At 53.4% G+C, this 16786-nt stretch carries 15 protein-coding genes and 1 riboswitch; of the genes, 7 read left to right on the plus strand and 8 right to left on the minus strand.

Annotation, left to right across the window (positions count from 1 at the left end; genetic code table 11):
- Positions 1-130: 130 nt before the first annotated feature.
- On the minus strand, positions 131-1786 hold the full coding sequence (locus ACKPCT_RS11700; protein ID WP_090070842.1) for a methyl-accepting chemotaxis protein: 1656 nt from the start codon (positions 1784-1786) through the stop codon (positions 131-133).
- 9 nt (positions 1787-1795) lie between these two features.
- On the minus strand, positions 1796-2401 hold the full coding sequence (locus tag ACKPCT_RS11705; RefSeq protein WP_090070844.1) for a hypothetical protein: 606 nt from the start codon (positions 2399-2401) through the stop codon (positions 1796-1798).
- A 275-nt stretch (positions 2402-2676) separates the two neighbouring features.
- On the opposite strand from ACKPCT_RS11705, the gene ACKPCT_RS11710 reads away from it, so the two are divergent.
- The 3 genes from ACKPCT_RS11710 (at position 2677) to ACKPCT_RS11720 (ending at position 5851) form a co-directional block, all read left to right on the plus strand.
- Positions 2677-2925, plus strand: a complete 249-nt coding sequence (locus ACKPCT_RS11710; RefSeq protein WP_090070845.1) for a hypothetical protein — start codon at positions 2677-2679, stop codon at positions 2923-2925.
- A gap of 118 nt (positions 2926-3043) precedes the next feature.
- Positions 3044-3874 carry an alpha/beta hydrolase family protein gene (locus tag ACKPCT_RS11715; RefSeq protein WP_319569277.1) on the plus strand — a complete coding sequence of 277 codons (831 nt, stop codon included), beginning with the start codon at positions 3044-3046 and terminating at the stop codon, positions 3872-3874.
- A 492-nt stretch (positions 3875-4366) separates the two neighbouring features.
- Positions 4367-5851: a methyl-accepting chemotaxis protein gene (locus ACKPCT_RS11720; protein ID WP_319569278.1), complete on the plus strand. Its 1485-nt coding sequence runs from the start codon at positions 4367-4369 to the stop codon at positions 5849-5851.
- Positions 5852-5935: 84 nt separating this feature from the next.
- Here the strand turns inward: ACKPCT_RS11720 and ACKPCT_RS11725 are convergent, their stop codons facing one another.
- A complete protein-coding gene (locus ACKPCT_RS11725) occupies positions 5936-6145 on the minus strand; it encodes a SlyX family protein (RefSeq protein ID WP_090070849.1) in 210 nt (69 codons plus the stop codon).
- Between the two features lie 186 nt (positions 6146-6331).
- Here ACKPCT_RS11725 and ACKPCT_RS11730 point away from each other — a divergent pair, with 186 nt between their 5' ends.
- The 3 genes from ACKPCT_RS11730 to ACKPCT_RS11740 all read left to right on the plus strand — a co-directional run bounded on the left by ACKPCT_RS11730 (position 6332) and on the right by ACKPCT_RS11740 (position 8666).
- The gene (locus ACKPCT_RS11730; protein ID WP_175527980.1) at positions 6332-6811 is read left to right on the plus strand and encodes an RrF2 family transcriptional regulator; all 480 of its coding nucleotides are present in this window, start codon (positions 6332-6334) and stop codon (positions 6809-6811) included.
- A 128-nt stretch (positions 6812-6939) separates the two neighbouring features.
- A complete protein-coding gene (locus tag ACKPCT_RS11735) occupies positions 6940-7407 on the plus strand; it encodes a phage regulatory CII family protein (RefSeq protein ID WP_090070853.1) in 468 nt (155 codons plus the stop codon).
- 260 nt (positions 7408-7667) lie between these two features.
- Positions 7668-8666 carry a hypothetical protein gene (locus tag ACKPCT_RS11740; RefSeq protein ID WP_090070855.1) on the plus strand — a complete coding sequence of 333 codons (999 nt, stop codon included), beginning with the start codon at positions 7668-7670 and terminating at the stop codon, positions 8664-8666.
- A gap of 764 nt (positions 8667-9430) precedes the next feature.
- On the opposite strand, the gene ACKPCT_RS11745 is transcribed toward ACKPCT_RS11740, so the two are convergent.
- Positions 9431-10234 (minus strand): ChbG/HpnK family deacetylase, encoded by an 804-nt coding sequence (locus tag ACKPCT_RS11745; protein ID WP_319569279.1) that lies wholly within the window; start codon positions 10232-10234, stop codon positions 9431-9433.
- A 945-nt stretch (positions 10235-11179) separates the two neighbouring features.
- Positions 11180-11291, plus strand: a riboswitch (SAM-I-IV-variant riboswitch).
- 84 nt (positions 11292-11375) lie between these two features.
- Between ACKPCT_RS11745 and ACKPCT_RS11750 the strand changes: the two genes are divergently transcribed.
- A complete protein-coding gene (locus tag ACKPCT_RS11750) occupies positions 11376-11720 on the plus strand; it encodes a hypothetical protein (RefSeq protein WP_090070859.1) in 345 nt (114 codons plus the stop codon).
- Positions 11721-11763: 43 nt separating this feature from the next.
- Here the strand turns inward: ACKPCT_RS11750 and ACKPCT_RS11755 are convergent, their stop codons facing one another.
- The 4 genes from ACKPCT_RS11755 to hisS all read right to left on the minus strand — a co-directional run bounded on the left by ACKPCT_RS11755 (position 11764) and on the right by hisS (position 16670).
- Positions 11764-12864, minus strand: a complete 1101-nt coding sequence (locus tag ACKPCT_RS11755; RefSeq protein WP_319569280.1) for a glycoside hydrolase family 3 N-terminal domain-containing protein — start codon at positions 12862-12864, stop codon at positions 11764-11766.
- Positions 12865-13010: 146 nt separating this feature from the next.
- Positions 13011-13991: an ATP phosphoribosyltransferase gene (gene hisG, locus ACKPCT_RS11760; protein ID WP_319569281.1), complete on the minus strand. Its 981-nt coding sequence runs from the start codon at positions 13989-13991 to the stop codon at positions 13011-13013.
- A gap of 12 nt (positions 13992-14003) precedes the next feature.
- A complete protein-coding gene (locus ACKPCT_RS11765) occupies positions 14004-15152 on the minus strand; it encodes an ATP phosphoribosyltransferase regulatory subunit (protein WP_090070865.1) in 1149 nt (382 codons plus the stop codon).
- Between the two features lie 33 nt (positions 15153-15185).
- The gene (gene hisS, locus ACKPCT_RS11770) at positions 15186-16670 is read right to left on the minus strand and encodes a histidine--tRNA ligase (protein ID WP_319569419.1); all 1485 of its coding nucleotides are present in this window, start codon (positions 16668-16670) and stop codon (positions 15186-15188) included.
- Between the last annotated feature and the right edge of the window lie 116 nt (positions 16671-16786).

Genomic DNA, 16786 nt, shown 5'->3' on the forward strand with positions numbered 1-16786 from the left:
TGTCCCCTTGCCCAATGACACACCGGCAATGGGGCTGCCGACGAACGCGTTACCAGACGCGAAAAGGGCCGGTAAAAACCGGCCCTTGCTTTTGGCTTTTCATCAATCAACCTTTTGGCCCTTTGCCTTATCAGGCAGCAAGCACATGCTTGATGAATTTGTCGGCTTTGTCCTGCAGCTCACGGGTCTGGTTGTTCATGTCTGCAATCATATTCTGCACCGAGGTTGCCAGATCACCGGTTTCCTGAGCGATACCGGAGACGGTTTCGATGTCTTGGCTGACATGGTTGGTGCCGGTTGCCGCTTCATTCACATTCTGGGCGATCTCTGAAGTCGCGGCCGATTGCTGATCGGTTGCAGCGGCCATGGCCGTCGTCTGCTCGGTGATTTCAAGCACCTTATTGGCGACGGTTTCCGTTGCGCTGATCGAGCTGTTGGCAGCATTTTCCATGTTGGTCAGCTGACGGTCGATTTCTTCGGTTGCCTTGGCGGTCTGGTTGGCCAGATCCTTCACCTCGGCAGCCACCACCGCAAAGCCCTTACCAGCCTCGCCTGCACGAGCAGCCTCAATGGTCGCATTCAGAGCCAGCAGATTGGTCTGCTCTGCGATGTCATTGATGAGGCGGGTGACAGAGCCCACTTCCTGCAGAACCCGCTGCAAATCGGCAACGGACTGGCTGGTCAGCTCAACCTCATGATTGGCTTCATTGGCCAACCGTGCTGCACTGGTCACCTGACCGGAGATTTCCTGAATGGATGCAGACAGTTCTTCGGTCGCGCTTGCAACAGCCTGTACATTGGCGTTGGCCTGCTGGGTGGACGCGGACACAGCAACAGAGCGCTCCACGGTCTGCCCGGCTTTATTGGCCAGATGGGAAGAGTTCTGTTCCATCTGCCCGCACAACTCGGCCTGTTTGGCCACGATGGAGCCGACGACATTGTCGAACTCATCAGCCAGTCTGCGCATTTCTTCCTTGCGTTTGACCTCAGCCTGCTTGCGCTGTTCCTCAGCATCCAATTCAAGCTCTTTGGACCGCTTGAGATTCACCTGGAACACAGACAGAGCCTGATACATCTTGCCGATCTCATCGCCGCGACTGTTGTCAATATCCACACTAAGGTCACCATCCGCCAATGCACCGGTCACATTGACCATCTTTTTCAGTGGGCGTGAAATAATAGCATTGTTGAGAATGGCCAGACCGATGGCGGCGAGAATCATTACCACCAGACCGATCAAGGCCGCACTGGTAACGCTCCTCAACTCCGCATTCTGCTCTGCGGTCAACTGATCCATTTGTGACTGCAGACCAGAAATATGCGTATCGATCTGAGCCATCACGGCCTTGAGCTGCTCGTTGCTCTGGCCGGAGACCTCAATGGCGCGTGCCAGTTCCACTGTCATGGGATTCCGCATCATGGTCAATTGCTTGCCAGCAAAACTGTTATACCAGCTCAACCATTCCTTCTTGACATCAGCAATCTGCTGGCCTGCCGCCATTTCATCAAAATGGCCGGAGATTTCAGAATAGTCTTTCTTGACGGTATCTGACCAGTCAAGATCGCCTGTCAGCAAAAAAGATTTGAGCGCGATAGCCTGATTCTGGATGTCCAGCTTGAGCCCTTCCATGGATGATACCTGGCTTTCCATGACGGAGCGCTCAGCGACCGCTTGTCTTGCGGAATCAGACTTGATGTAGCTGACCAGCCCAACGGCCACACCGACCATCGCAAGAAGGCCGAAAAACAACAGGCTTTTGAAAGTCAGAGAAAAGTTGTTCAGCATGTTAGCCTCCTAGTTCGCAGCAAGCTGACGACGGGACCATTCGGTCAGATTCACTTCGATGGTCGCCGCGCCGATCAGTTGGCCGGTTGCCGGATCGGTCAGGCTCTTGTTGATCTGAGCGCGCCAGATATTGAAATTGTCATCCCACTCCGGATCGTCGACAAAAACAGCCTTCGGCCCCACATCGTAGGTTTTCTGGAATTTGGCTTCATCGCCCTGCCAGAAGTCGGACGTGATAGAAGACTGCCCCACATTGAGGCCCTTGTTGTCCATCACGAAGATCTCGACAAACAGCCCCACCGACTGCCCCTGCATGCGAGACAGATAAACAGACAGCGGACTGGACAGCGTAGCGGCGATGAGAGGTTTGTCATCAGCCTCGGCCTCAGCCCGCCACTGGTTGTCCAGCGTGATGATGTCTTGATCACTCATGTTACCATATTTCTCGTTGTGAGCTTTGACGCTCATGGCAACGATTTCTTTATTCAGCCAAGCATCGATCTGCTGCTGAAGCGCCTCAACATCCATCTGTTTAAGGTCCGGTGCCGGAGCGGCCACAGTCTGTGTACCCAGAGCCAGCAAGATTGCGCCAAAAGCGCCAAGAATCTTTTTCATGACGTTTCCTCGTTAGAATTTTCATTAAATTCTGCGGGAAATTACTTAACAGGTTCTTTTAACAATGCGGAATTTACTTATTTTTTGAACAATCTAAAATTTTAAATTTATGAAATAAAAAGATACTACTTAAAAATTTATGTATTCATGAAACCCTACGTTATACAATCAATCTTATGCACCTGAATTGTTGTATGTTTTACTCAACCACAGCACTGTGCTATTTTCCTAAGCAACTTAATTTTCTAGCAAAATCTGTGTAGCACGAAGCCGGCATGGGCGCCTTTTTCATGCTTCAGCGGCTGCCCATGCCGCTTTTGCAAAAGTTTGATTTAACCGTTTCCTTAACAGTTCATCCACTGGTTGGCAGCAGCAAGCTTGCAATTTATTCATCTACCTCAAGACAGATGCATGAACAGAGCCGAAGCGCACAGACCATGATGCCTACCAAAGTCTCCATCTGTTTCTCCAAACAGGCCAGAATTGTTAACCAGCACCCTGATTTATCCGCGATTCACGTTTGATCTCAATTGGTTAAGTCCGTATATAATAGAGTGATCAGCGCCTTCACTCTTTTAGTGCTTCAGGGCAGACGCCAACGATCTGTTCCTGGTCATCCATCGTTATGTGCGAGACATTCTCATGCCTTTTTCTTTGCCTGCCCAGCCACCTGTCGCCGAAGTGACCCATCTGGATGCGCGCAAAACCGCGCCCAATGTCTTTTCTGGAGAATGGCCCGACCGGCAAATCGCCCGCGTGCATTCTCCTCAACTGCACAGCTTTCGGGTTGCCAAGCCGCGGGCGCAGGCTCTGGTGTATGCGGGTGGCGGCTACACAAAGCTGATCTACGACAAGGAAGGGCTTGAGGTCGCCTTGTGGCTCAACTCTCTCTCCATAGACGCGCATATTCTGGTGCACCGTCTGCCGGGCGCAGACAGCGGCACCGGCGGTGTCTATAATAAGAGTATCGCTCTTATGGATGGTCAGGCAGCGCTCAGGGCGCTCGAAGCCACCAGCGCTTCTCTCTCACTCTTTCATGTGGGGCTGTCTTCGGGGGGCCATATGGCCGGGGTCATGGCCTGCCAGCCGAGCAGTCTGAATGTGCGTGGAGGCCTGATCGCCTATGCACCGATCAATGCAAACCATCGCGCCCATAAATATCCAGAGACCAAAGCAGACTACCCGCCAGTGCAGAAGCAGGATTTTTATGATGACTGGGCCATTGGCCTTGAAGATCACCCTCACGGCCTGCCCCACTGCCCGCTCTTCTTGGCCTATGCATTGCAAGACCGATCCGTGCCGGTACAGCATGCTCTCAATCTGCTACAGGCAGCCAGCCGCAACGGCTTGACCGTTGATGCGCATATTTTCGGCGCAGCACCGCATGGCTTTGCCCTGCGCTCTCTTGATGGCACCCACGCCAGCTGGCCAGCACTTGCTCAAGACTGGTTTATGCGCCGGCTCGAAAGTTAACGAGGCGGCGTCCCCTTCCGCACAGGCATGCCCGCAAAAATGCGTAAAATCCGCGTTTTTGTGAACAAGGTGATAATTACCTAACTTACTTAGCAAGTAATTGCTCTGTAAGCTAAAAAAAATAATCCACCCCTTTTTGATGCGTAATTTTATCAATACAACCAACCCTGCCTTCACTACGAGTTAATACTTAGAAACATAGCTTTTCTCAATATAATTTCAGATTGCACTATATTTTCAAACCGTTATCACAAGTAGCATCGTTAAAACTAACAGCCTTAACTTCTCTACCTTACGTGTAATTCAGTATTTCATGATTTCCAAAAACTTAATCCATTGGCAAAAAATTGCTTCAATGCTTTATACAACTCGAACCATATAAGTAAATGAACTAATTTTATTTTAGAGTCGATCAAAGCCATTAAAGCCCCCTTTACCAAGCAGGCAGCATATTGCTTTCAAACAAAAGGATCTTTTTGCGAGGAAAGCTTGATGATCTCAATAGCCAGCAATAGTTCAGACAAAGCCAAATTCGATGCCATCGGTCGCACGCAGGTTATCGCCGAATTCTCTCTGGAGGGGACTATTCTTGACGGTAACGCGCTTTTCGAGAAGGCATGTGGCTACAGTCTTGATGAAATAAAAGGCAAGAACCATTCAATCTTCGTGCCCGATACAAGCAATGACAAGTCTGCTGACGGTGCGCTTTGGTCTGGTCTACGTCAGGGCCTTGATCAAACCGGTGAATATGCACGCATCGTTAAAGGCGGTCAGTCAATCTGGATCTCTGGAAGCTATTGCGTGGTCAAGAACCGCTCGGGCAAGCCGATCAAGGTTGTGATGCTCGCAAGCGACATCACCGAGCAGAAGCTGCATATGCTGAAGCTGGAAGGTCAATCGGAGGCATTGAACCGGTCTCAGGCCGTTATCGAGTTCGATCTCACGGGCACTATTCGCACCGCAAACGAAAACTTCCTCCAGACGCTGGGCTATCGTCTTGAAGAAATTCAGGGCAAGCAACACCGTATGTTTGTCGATGCTGACTATGCGGCCAGTAATGAATACAAGCAATTCTGGGAAACCCTTCAGGCGGGTAAGTTTCATTCTGGTGAATTCAAACGTCAGGCCAAGGATGGGCATGATGTTTGGATACAGGCAACCTACACGCCGATTTTCGATGCCACAGGCCGCCCGATCAGCGTGATCAAATTTGCGACCGATATCACCGAGATGGTGGAAGAACGTCTGCGCCGCCGCGCGATCCAGAAGCAGATCGATGGTAATCTAAACGATATTGCCAATACTGTTTCCAGTACCAATGAGCAGGCCGCCAGTGCAGCAAACGCCGCAGTGCAAGCCTCCTCCAGTGTGCAGACCGTGGCAGCAGCAGCCGAGGAACTGGTTGCCTCCATCGAGGAGATCAGTCGTCAGGTCAATCAGGCAACAAGCGTGTCCGATCAGGCGGTTTCTGAAGCGACCCATTCGGAAGCAATCATGAGCGGCCTTTCAGACGATGCCCAAAGCATCGGCGACGTGATCGAGCTGATCGACAGCATCGCAGCACAGACCAACCTGCTGGCCCTTAACGCAACCATCGAAGCGGCACGCGCCGGAGAAGCCGGCAAGGGCTTTGCTGTTGTGGCATCCGAGGTCAAGGAACTAGCCTCCCAGACCACCAAGGCAACCGAGAATATCAGCGCCCGCATCAACTCGGTTCAGACGTCAACCGCCGGAGCGGTGAGCGCGATCCATGCGATCAAGGAAGTCATCCAGCAGGTGAGTACCATCTCGAGCAGCATCGCAACCGCCATCGAGCAACAATCTGCCGTGACGCGCGATATTTCGGGCAATATGCAGACAGCTTCCATCGGGGTTGCCACCATCACCGACAATGTCGAAACCATTTCGCAGGCGACAGCCCACATGGATAACTCCACGCGCAGTGTTCGCGAAGCATCCCGACAGCTGGCTCAATAGCAGCAAGCCGCTCCTCCAACGGCTCGCGCAAGAGACAAAAAAGGTCAGCTCACAAGCTGACCTTTTTGTTTGTTCTGCTAACGTTTAATAATGCGGCGGTTTCTCATTGCCCGGAGGAGGCAAATTTTCCTCCAGTTCGACCAGACTATCCTGAAGCATTTTCACCTGTCGGGTCAGTCTATCCATGATGTCCCATTGGCGGGATACCATCTGCGAAAGATCCTCGATTGTGTTGGCCTGATGCGTAATCTGGATTTCCAGATCAACAACGCGGCTTTCGAGTTCCTGTGTCACTTGGCGTCTCCCTCGCTTCACTTGAAGCTGTCTTGTATTGTTCTTGATGGCTAATAGCACATTTTCACCTCTATCATGCAAGATGAAACGGTAAAAACATGACTTTGATCTCCATTATTGATGCAGCTCAAAGCAAAAGTGCCCTCGCACCTTCACCAATGCACTATAACCAGAGCGAGGTATCATATGAGATTGGCCAAAGGGACCGATTTCGCCTATCGGATTTTAATGCTGGTCGCCATGAATGACGAGCGAAGCCTGACCGTGGAAACCGTGGCCTCGGCTTTGCGGCTTTCGCGCACGCACTGCATGAAGCTGATAGCCAAATTGTCCAACAGCGGATTTCTGAAAACCACACGCGGCCGCGGTGGCGGACTTGTTCTGGGCAAAGCCCCTGAAGACATCCGCATGGGCGATGTTGCAAAGGTTATGGAAGCCGATTTTGGCGTGGTGGAATGTCTTTGCCCTCGATGTAATGATGAGCCTCAGCCCGATTGCCCGATGTTTGGCGGTTGCGAAATGTCGCGTGTCATGTCCCGTTCCATCAAGCAGTTTGTTGCCAGCCTGAATGAACATACACTGGCTGAAATCGTCGAGAAATCGAAGAACTCCAAACATCTGATTCTGGAGCCAGATGGCACCATGGCTCCCTGTGCTCAGGAATAGGAAAGTTATTCCCTGGCAATCCCGATCAAATGCAATCTTGAGCATCAAGGTCTTTTTATGCAACTATAAACAATATATGGTTGTATAGACCTTTTTGACTCACCTCTTGCATCTTGACTGGAACCCCCATGAGCCAACTCAAGACCAAAGACAGGGGAAAGCATTTCGGCTTCCTTGTCCGCAAAGCCATCACGGAAAGCAACCGGTATGACATCGCGTCTGTCGCCAAGGGCACAGACATGAGCTATCAGTCTTTCTATCAGCGGCTACAGGGTGTTACCCCCTTTTCTGCCGATGAAATACGCAGGCTCATTGCCTTCTTCCCCGATCCTTCGCTCGTAAGCTATCTCTTGAAAGGCACGGCCTTTGTCGCAGCCGAGCGGATTGAGGCCGAACCGGAAAAGAGAGAAGATCATATCTTTCAGGCCGCCCACCGCATCGTGTTCGAAGCATCTGACGTATTGGAGACCATCGATCAAGCACTCAAGGACCGGCGTATCGACCATCGCGAAGCTGTCACCATCATGTCAGCGATTGACGATGCCGAGCGAAGCCTTATCTCCTTGCGCGAGTTTGTTGCAGGCATGAAGAAGTGACCTTTGAGCTGAAAGGAAAAGGGGCGCGTCCATCTGAAGGCACAATGGCGACGTGCCTCACTCGTCGCTTTCTTTACCGCACCTTGCGGCTTGCTTGCCGATCCTTTGCTGCTTCTTTGTCGCAAAAACCATCGAGCTTTAAAATCACCCTTCTGTTTTAATCGACAAGAACCGGTCAACTCTCCAAATATAGATACGAGAAAAGTTATGAAGGTGGCGCTTCCACCTGTTTATCCTTCCCGTGTTTTGAGGAGAGCATCGTGAACAAGATTTCCCCTGACGCCTATAGTACAGCATCCCAGAATCCGACATTCCTATTTGCACCGGCCATCGCGCCGACCGGCAATGACCTGCATCAGTTGATGAGAGATCCGGCGAGTGTTTGCTGCTTTGAGCAGTTCCTCACAAGCCTGACTGTTCGTGACATCACCTTTGAATGCGAGGGCGACGGTCCTTTGGCCCAGCATCCCGGCTTTCCCGGCGCTGTGCGGCAAGCCATTGGATCGCAGCTAATGAAGACGGCCTCAAGAGAAGCGCTGGCCGGCCTTCCCTGCCCTTGGGGGCCGGCCTGCGGCTTTCAGGTTTTCTTCAATATGCCACAAGACAAGACCGGTGACATGGCCACCCGGATCACACCACCCTGGATCTTGCGCACGGAAACCGCAGACGCCACCAGTGTACGCATTACCATGCGTCTATTCGGACTGGGCCTATTGTGGGCAAGTGAAATTTCGGATGCCTGCCACAGAGCAATTGAAGAAGGCATCTATATCGGCGGGCTGGGGCCTGTCTGCGATAGCGTTCTGATCCGTTCGGTCGAAAATGTCTGGACTGACCTTGATGACGAACAGAAAGACGCCGACCGAGCCATGCTCTCATTCGTGACACCCTTCCATGATGCAGCAGGCGACACAGCACAATCCATCGCAGAACAGTTTCTTGCAGGCCTGATTGATCGAGCGACAGTGGTTGCCCGCTGGCATGGTGTATCGCCCGATGGCGACTTCGCCAAAATCAAGCAGGCGCTCTCAGATTGTCAATGTGATGACGCGGGTCTGGCTGAAGTTAAATGGAATCGCACAGTCAGTCAGCAGCGTAGCGCATCCATTGCCATGCACGGCCAGACCGGACTGTTGCAACTCCGCCTGCCAGAGCAAAACCGTTTGGAAATTCTCCAGTTACTACGCGTTGGCGAGCTACTCCATTGCGGTTCCATGCTTGCTTTTGGCCAAGGACGGTACAAACTCTACCTGATCTGATGGGGTTGGGTAAAATCGGAGGTTTCGTATATGCGCATGAAACGCATTTTCTCCATGTTGAAAAATGGATAAAGGGAGAGTGTAGGCCGCCTATTCCATCATAGACACCTTACATTTAGGTCATTTTTGTCCAATTTCCAAAGCTGTCGAGTGAATTGGGTTCTGACGAGAACCAATCGAACCATGCTTGGTGAGCAGAAACAGAAGAGGCGGGCCACCAGTCCCCCGAAAAGCAGCCCGCCTTGTCGCAGCATCGAATCGTATCCGACCGCGACTATGTTCTGTTTCCCTCCGGATACCTCCGGAGATCTGATGCGACCAAGGCGGCTCGAGAGCCCCTGGAGCATTGCATCAGATAAAACAACAACGAAACATTCTTAATGCTGGAGAAAAGCCTTACAAGTCAGGGATATCTTTACCACTGACGTCTAATCGGAGCGCGGCGCTTCGATTATTTGATCCAAAATTCAAGACCCGTGGCGTCTCAACCAAAAGGCAGTTGAGCCGTTTTGTCACCAAATTCCAGATTTGTTCTTCACTGTCCCCCAGTATAAATTGCTGGCTCCCAACTTGTACTGACACAAAAAGTCGTTCGTATGGTGGTATCCAGCATGTAATACAAGAATACCGCGACACAACAAGAACTCAAGTGGCAAGTTGCTCGTTATACTCGGAAATGTTGCAGCAAGGAGAATCCAATACCAATTGCTACGGGTAAAAAGTTGAATCATCCATACAGATCGGGAAATATCTCAGAACTGCGGTTAAAGCCACCCCATTTGTTTTACCCGAAATAGCGGATCCGGATCGAAGCGGGACAAGCGCTCGTCTGGTAAAGCGGGCCTTATAGCCGTCCAGATCTTTCCATCCTGTAACCAGCTGTTTTTAGGGGGCAATCGCTCGGCATTTGGGGGCTCCATCAAGGCGCGCCGCACCCAGGGTTCGCGCATATGATCATTGGCTCGCCAGATATGGCGTTTTTCCAGTTTGTCCTTCCACCCATTGGCTTGCGGTAACAAAGGACATATGACCGGCAGCGTTGCTGCATCGAATTTTGCTAAAGTACCGGTGACAGCGCGGGCTGCGGCTGCGAAATAGAGGATCTCAGGCTGAAGTACCAAAAAGTGTGGACTGCTGCCTAGATGGGCGGTGAACCGCCGGAACTGCGCGCGGAACTCCGCCTCAAGCGTTCTTTCATCCAGTTCAAACCGGCGCGCCGCTCGGGCCAGATCCGTTCTCCGGGGCAAATAGCCCTGTTGATCGCGATTTTCCGGTGCGAATCCGGTAGAGAGTGGTGAAAAGGGTCCGGTGATCGCCAGACAGAGCCCCACGATAGGGCGTTTTGGAGCGGTCTTGAGATAGGCGTGCAATCCGCTTGCACTCTTGGGCCACAGATCAGACACCGGCAAGCAGGCAATCGAACCAATCTTACCCGCCCGCACGAGCTGGATAATGGCCGCGTCTATGCCTTGAGCCAATCCGAAATCCAAAGCGCACAACAACACACATCTCCATTTAACGTTCGGCGGGCCATGCCACGCCTGAAGCGGAAAGGAGAAACGCAACACGATCTGAAACAGTCAGCAAGCTCGATTCATCCCAAATGATGCATGCGCTTTTGATAAGCCAAATGCAAGATGGCATCTGCATACACTCAAATTTACCGTGCAACTTTTAATACGCAGCCAATTCGGGATTTTGGGTTAAGAAAAGCTTACAGGTTGCAGGCACCGTGTGACTGCCCGAGTAAAGAGCAATCTTGCAATCGCGTGAAACAAGAAAGATGACATGCGTATTTTTATCTAGATTTCTAATCAAATTGAATTAGGTGCAATAGGCAGGATCAGACGAAGCAAACTTACAGATTCTTGCACATTAAAAAGCCTCTATACTTATTGAAATGACTCAAAGTCGGCTCGTAATGGACCGAATATTCGCACCGTCTCAACAGAATAATAAAGAACAACTATAAAATTACACATCCATTTTATAAATAATATTTATTTTATACAGCCATATTCAAGCCTAACCGAATAAGGAATTACACGTTTTGCGCTTTATAACCTACCTTTTTTCGACTTCTACATGCAATTTTTCGATGAGCACTATGGAAAAACCGACCAGCTAAGCGTAGTATCAAAATCAAGAAAGGCCCAAGAAAAAAGCAGCTCTCGGTGTTGGTCCCCCAACAAGACACCAGATGAGCGAAGAAAATAGTCTTTCTAAGGACGGTCCCCACAATTCACCGTCACTAGAGGTCGTCTTATGACGACCTCTTATTTCTTTTGTTTTCACAGCAATCTTACGCTGCATTCACAAAGGCAACCCTCCTTTTGATTGCATTTTTTTCAGTTGGCACTCTTGGTACATACGTTCCAAAGCGGATCATTTGTTCAATCTATGCGAGCAAATTGAACAGCTGTCCAAGCTCGACTCTCCCGCTATGCGCAGCATTCAGAGCTGCAATAATCCACAACAGGCTTGATTCCGTCTCAAAGTTGCTCTAATTATGCGGCCATCATCACGAGAAGGGCTGACGCCCTCGCCAACCTGCCGACCGCGGCAAGGTGGCACCTGTACGGGGATGTGGCGGCATCTTTGCAAACCGCGAAGATGGGCGCAACTAAGCGGAGTTCCCTTACCTGTTGTCGTCAGTCTTCCAAACCCGTGCATGGGCGTTGTCCATGGGCATGTTAGGAAGGAAACACAATGTTTGAAGCAATCGATCAAAGCTACGATTTTCCTGTCAACCACGCCTCCAATCTATCCAAGGAAGCTGACAGCCAAACAGGAAATCCAACGACAAAAGCAGCCAGCGCCGAAACCATCGCGGTTCTGAAGGCCGGTTTTCGCGCCCGCATCATGTCGTTCCGCGAAGCCTATGATCTGGGTGCACGCAGCGGGCTTTCCCTTTCCAGCCTGAAGAACCGCACTGAACAGTGCGCTCATCTCATTTCAGCCGGTCTGGGCTATGCCGTGGATGAAACCGTGTTTGCCACGCTCGTCTATCATTATCCCGAGCTGGCGCAGGGTTATTACCGCGCCCATCGCTAAAAAGCGACCATAGCGAAGCCCGTAGCGTCTCTCATAAGGCTCATCAAGCCGAACGCGAGCGACGCAATCGGGCCGCGCTATCCAATATCTGCTTCTCGCTGATCTGCCCCTGTCGCACCGCGTCGCGTATCCAACCGACGGCTTCGGCGGGCAGATTGGCATCAGGCTTGAGGCTGTTGGACAGCAAAAGAATGTCATAGCCAGCCTGAGCGGCCCGAATGGCCGCTTCGCGGGTGGATGCCACCTTGCGCACGGCGCCCATGTTGAGATCATCGGTCATGATCAGGCCATTAAAGCCCATGCGTCGCCGCAGGGCATCGCGCACAAGGGTCTTGGAAAAGGTTGTCAATTCGCCGTTGCTATCCTTCCCCACTCGCACATAGAGATGACCGGACATGATGCAGTCGGCCAGTCCCATACGGACCAGTTCGGCAAAGGGCGTCAATTCCTCTGGCTGCCACGTATCGCGGATATCGACAAAGCCGTTGTGGCTATCGGCCTTGGACAGCCCGTGTCCGGGGAAATGCTTGAGCGCCGTGGTGATGCCGTAGCGGCGGTGCGCCTTCACGAAAGCCCCCGCATAGCGGATCACCGTGGCAGCATCCTTGCCATAGGCGCGTTTGTTGCGGCCAATCACCGGATTATAAGCGCGATGCAGGTCTGCCACTGGGCCCAGATTGAAGGTGAAACCCGCCTCCGACAATTCTCTTGCCGCCACGGCGTAAATCTTTTCCGCGCCACCGGGATTGGTGCTTTTGGCGATGCTGAGCGCGGAGGCAATGCGGGTGAAGCCCTGTCGCTCCTTGAGACGCTGCACCGTACCACCTTCATGATCGATGGCGATATGCGTGGCACCAGCATCATGAAACAGTTTGTTGAGCCCCAGCACATCCTTGCGCGTGCCGACATTGGTGGAAAGATAGACAACAGAGGCCGCCCTGCCCTTGGCAATTTGGCTGGCGATGGTGCGGGCAAAATTGCCTCCAGCGCTCTTGCCTGAAAAGCCAACCATGATGAGACTTCCGATCGCCCGATCCAACTCGGCGGCGTTGACCACATTGGCGCGCACAAGCGCCGGAGCGGCAAGCCCGGCGGCCACCAGTTTGATCGCCATACGGCGGGATATATCTCGGTTCATGGTCATGTGATGCTCATGTGCTGAGGCGCCAATCAAGAGCCTGCTTGCTCAGGATGAATGATTGCGCCGGTTGCCGCTGTCTTTGTGAGGAAGTGGCCCCAGCAATGAGTCCAAATCAAGGCCAGCGCCGGTTTTGGCGCTGGCAATGCCGTTTATTGCCCAAGGCGCTCCACCATATGATCAAAGAGCGGATTGGATGCCTCGAACACATAGTCCAGACGCCCCACAGATACGGATACCGAGCCCAGCTCGCGCAGGCGACGAGCAATGGCATAGACGCTCTTTTGCGGGGCATGCAGGCGCAAGATATGGTCGTTATGGCCATAGGGCGCAGTCACGCCAGCGGCTTCGAACTCGTCACAGATCTGCTGGCTGATTGCAGCGGCGTCATGGTGGGCAGCTGTGATCTCGCGCACGGAGCGGGCGGCTTCTTCGGCCTGTATGCGATCAAGAATTTCGCCCAGCGCCGATTTGGCTTCCTCAGACCAGTCCGCCGTCAGCGAAGCCACCAGATTGGCCTCCGAACGCAGCATGACCCCATCGTCCAGAATCTTGAGATTGTTGGCCTCAAGGGTCGAACCGGTGGAGGTGATATCGACGATGATATCAGCCGACCCCGCAGCAGGCGCCCCTTCGGTCGCCCCAAGGCTCTCGACAATCTTGTAGTCAATGATGCCGTGGCTGGCGAAGAAGGCCCGCGTCAGGTTGATATATTTGGTCGCGACACGCAGGCGATGGCCATAACGAGCTGGCATGTCCATAGCCACGTCGCCGAGATCTTCCATGTTGCGCACGTCGATCCATGCCTTGGGCACGGCGATGACAACATTGGCATGACCAAAACCGAGTTTGATCAGCAGATCGACATAGCTCTCCGGCGTTGCGAGATGTTCGCGGATCAGATCCTCACCCGTCACCCCAAGATGCACGGAACCAGCTTTCAGCTCCTTGGCGATTTCAGAGGCGGAAAGAAAGGCGATTTCGACATTGTCGGTGCCCTTGAGATGACCGCGATAATTGCGTGCGCCACCCGGACGGGCGACATCAAGACCGGCACGGGCGAAAAAGGCGTTGGTGTTTTCCTGCAGGCGGCCTTTGGAGGGGATCGCGATGATCAAAGGTGTCTTGCTCATGGTGCTCTCTCCTTAGCTCTCTTTGCCCGCTTGCGTCAGACGATCCAGCCAGACCACAAAACCGATGGCCGGAACCGCGTCCACCGCGTTGCCCTGTTTGGCGCGGGAGGCCAGAATGCCCAGCAGGCGATCATAGCGACCGCCACCGGCAACCGGCTTGTCTTCGCCTTCGAAATGCAACTCGTAATTAAAGCCCGAATAATAATCGAGGCGGCGCCCGAAATCGGCTTTGAACACCAGCTTCGTGCCTTGCGGCACAGCGGCTCGAATGGCAGCGATGCGATCGGCAAGAGCCGCAAGGGCATCGCCCAGCAGCCCGCCTTCTTTGGCATCGAAGGCACGGAGCTGATCAAGGCTATCATCGAGCGATCCGGCAATGGACAGATAGCGCACGATGATTGCCAGCTTGTCGGCATCCCAGCCCGCCATTGCGGCGAGCTCGGCCTTTTCCATGTAGCGCTCGGCAATGTCGCCCACAGAGCGACCGCCCACGGCAGCAAGGCCTGCGATATCGAGCATTTCCTCAACCGCCTCGCGCACATCTTCCGGCGCCTTGCCTTCGAGAATACGAGCCAGACCGGCAGACGCCCCATGGCTTTCCGAGCCGCCCTGTTCCAGACGTCTCAGCATGCGGTCCAGCACGGCACGATCACCAAACGCACCTTCCAGACGCCGCTGCCATACAGCGGGCGTGCCCAAAGCATTGAGCAAGGCAGAAAAAAGCCCCAGATCACCGATGGTCACGACCGGGCGCTTACCCGAGAGGCTTTCCACCATGGAAACGGCGCTGGCGACGTTGGCCGCATCAAAGTCAAAGCCGCCTTCGGGGTCGATCTGTTCGATACCTGCCTGATGGAACTCGCCGGGTTCATCATCGGCGCGCTGGCGGAACACCGGACCAAGGCAGGCATAGGTCGCCTTGCGGGTTGCCTCTCCATGGCGCAGATGATGCAGACAAACGGGAATGGTGAATTCAGGCCGGAGCGCCATCGCCTCGCCATTGGCGCCAGGGGCGACATAGAGGCGGCGGCGAATGTCTTCACCAATGAGATCAACAAACAGGTCCGCAGAATAGAGGATCGGCAGATTGATCACTCTGGCACCTGCCGCGTCGAACTGTTGAGCCAGCTCGGCGCGCATTGTTTCGGTCAGATGAGTCATGGATATCTCCTCTCGCCTTTTCCGGCTGAGCGGTTATTTCGTCTCGGCAGCACGGGCGGCGTCCCGATCGGCGGCCTGATCTGCGAGCATCTTCTTGACGGTTTCGACCATCTCGGCGAGCGGCACCTCGACCTGAGCGGGACGGCTTTCACGCCAAGTGGCGTTGTCCTCAATCTCGGCAGAGAGGCGTTTGCCTTCTTCCAGATCCTTGATCTGGACAATGCCCTTTTCCTTCTCGTCAGAGCCCTGAATGATGGCCAGCGGACAGCCGCGCTTGTCGGCATATTTGAGCTGGTTGCCAAACTTCTTCCAGTTGCCCTGATAAAGCTCGGCCCGCACGCCTGCGGCGCGCAGCTCCTGCACCATCTTCATATAATGGCCAAGACTCTCGACATCCCCGTCCATAACGGTAACCAGCACAGGTTCGACGACCATATCCGTGCCCAGCTTGCCGAGATTCTTAAGAGCCGTCATCAGGCGGGAGACACCGATGGAGAAGCCCGTGGCAGGCACGTCACGCCCGACGAACCGTTTGACCAGACCATCATAGCGCCCGCCGCCGCCGACAGAGCCGAACTGGACAACTTCGCCCTTCTCGTTGGTCACATCAAACAGCAGCTCGGCCTCATAGACCGGGCCGGTGTAATATTCGAGGCCACGCACGACGGATGGGTCGATCTTGATGCGATCTTCCCCGTAGCCACAGGCATCAAAGATGGCCTGCATGGTGTCCAGCTCGCGGGTGCCGTCATTTTCCATGTCGAGAGTACCTTGGGTAAAGGCAATCACCTTCTCGACATTTTCAGGGCTAAGACCGGCGCCCTTGGTGAAGTCGCCGCTCTCATCCTTGCGGCCTTCGCCCAGCAACAGGCGCACGCCGTCGGTGCCAAACTTGTCCAGTTTATCAACGGCGCGCAAAACCGTGAGGCGGGATTCGGCATGCTCATCGCCACCAAAGCCGATTTCTTCCATCACCCCATCAAGCACTTTGCGGTTGTTGACGCGAATAACATAGTTGCCGCGCTCGATGCCGAGGGCTTCCATGGTGTCTGCCATCATCATGCAGGCTTCAGCGTCGGTCTGCACACCCGGCGCGCCAACGGTGTCGGCGTCAAACTGCATGAACTGACGGAAACGGCCAGGACCGGGCTTTTCGTTGCGATAGACATAGCCAACGCGATAGGTGCGGAAAGGCAGCTGGATCTCGTTGATATTCTCGGCCACGTGACGGGCCATCGGCGCGGTCAGATCATAGCGCAGGCTCATCCATTGCTCGTCATCATCCTGTACGGAAAAGACACCCGCGTTGGGGCGATCCGTATCAGGCAGGAATTTGCCCAGACAATCGGTATATTCAAAGGTCGGCGTCTCAATCGGATCAAAGCCATGATGCTCATAGACGGCCTTGATTTTTGCGAGCATGTCATCGGATGCGCGAATATCGTCAGCAGTCCGGTCCACAAAACCGCGCGGCAGGCGGGCCTTGAGCTTGTTGGGCTTTTTGTTCTTTGCCATGATTGGACGTCACTTTTGAATTAGAATTGAAGTTAGAGAGGCGCGCACCGGAAATAGGACACGCCTTGCGGGCTTTTCCTAGCCCATCCAAGGGAAAGCGGCAAGAGAAGAGCTGAGCT

Source organism: Cohaesibacter marisflavi (assembly GCF_963665895.2).
Classification (GTDB): Bacteria; Pseudomonadota; Alphaproteobacteria; order Rhizobiales; family Cohaesibacteraceae; genus Cohaesibacter; species Cohaesibacter marisflavi.